The sequence below is a fragment of the Klebsiella sp. NPDC088457 genome, from assembly GCF_044900465.1.
GTDB lineage: Bacteria > Pseudomonadota > Gammaproteobacteria > Enterobacterales > Enterobacteriaceae > Klebsiella.
The window spans coordinates 1-1,206 of sequence record NZ_JBJDNH010000121.1 but is presented as its reverse complement, the minus strand read 5'-3'; the positions used below and the strand labels follow the sequence as shown (position 1 = coordinate 1,206).

The window sequence follows — 1,206 nt, the reverse complement described above, 5'->3', positions numbered from 1 at the left end:
ATATAGGCCTCTTCCGCCGACATCCCCTGTTCGCGGCACAGCGCATCGATGGTGTAGCTCACTGCGTCGCGGGCGGCGGTCATCAGGTCAGGGCCAATACCGGTAAAGGCGCTGTAGCCTTGCTGATCAAGATGGCGGGTCACCGGGCCAGGGGTGGCGAAACGCGGCGTTTTCAGCGGCATATCCTTGACCACTTCCAGCTTCACCACCACATCCATGGCGCTTTCGATCGCCGTGCCGCAGACTTCGCCGTCGCCCTGTGCGGCGTGGGTATCGCCAATAGATAACTGCGCGCCTTCTACTTCCACCGGTAGCCACAACGTGCAGCCGGCGGCCAGATCGCGAATATCCAGGTTGCCGCCCACGCGGCGCGGCGGCACCACCGAATGATGGCCCGCGGCGGCGGGGGCCACGCCGAGGGTGCCGGCGAAAGGTTTTAGCGGCACCCGGCCATAGCGGCCAAAGGCGCAGGGGGCTAAGGTCTGGCGGTCATATTGCCACAGCGTCAGCGCCGGATCGGGGAACTGATCGGCCAGCAGGCCGAAGCCGGGAATATTGGCGGTCCAGCCAAAGCCGCCGGGATGAAATGACTCCAGCGTGACTTTCAGCGCGTCGCCCGGCCGGGCGCCTTCCACATAGACCGGCCCGCTGACCGGGTTGAGCTTATCAAACGGCAGCGTCGGGATATCCGCCGTGGTGGAACCGGGGGTAAACCAGCCGTTAGAAGCATCCAGACAGTGAAATTCCAGCTGGCTGCCGGAGGCAACGTGCGCCACCGGACTCAGGCTGTTGTCCCAGCCGAAATGGTGCTGCGCATGGTGAATGGTTTTGACCAGGCAATTTTGGCACATCCTGACTCTCCTTTAAGCAGCGGCATCGCCCCGGCGAACGCGGCACGATGCCGGCAGATTATTTCAGTCCGATATAGTCGTAGTTGACCGGTACATGCACCGGATCGACATACAGCGCGTCCTCGCCGCCCATGCGCGCGGAATGCACGGTGTAGCGTTTTTCGTTGAACACCGGCACCCAGGGCGCGTCGTTCATCGCGGTGGTAAAGATTTTGCGCCAGGCGGCAATGCGCGCGTCCTGTTGGTCAGGCTTCACCATGCTGTCCGCCGCGGCCGCCTGCGCGTCCAGCGCCTTGTTGCAGTAGCGCGCCCAGTTCCAGCCGCCCTCTACCGCTCCGGCGCAGCCGAGGATCGG

The 1,206-nt window shown here is 63.8% G+C and carries 1 protein-coding gene and 1 pseudogene; both read right to left on the bottom strand.

Annotated features, from left to right (window positions below; genetic code table 11):
* Positions 1-851: acetamidase/formamidase family protein (locus ACI2JR_RS28330; protein ID WP_462480117.1), on the bottom strand; the 851-nt coding region annotated here is incomplete at its 3' end.
* A 58-nt stretch (positions 852-909) separates the two neighbouring features.
* Positions 910-1,206 (bottom strand): annotated as a pseudogene (locus ACI2JR_RS28325) (ABC transporter substrate-binding protein); the annotation flags it as partial.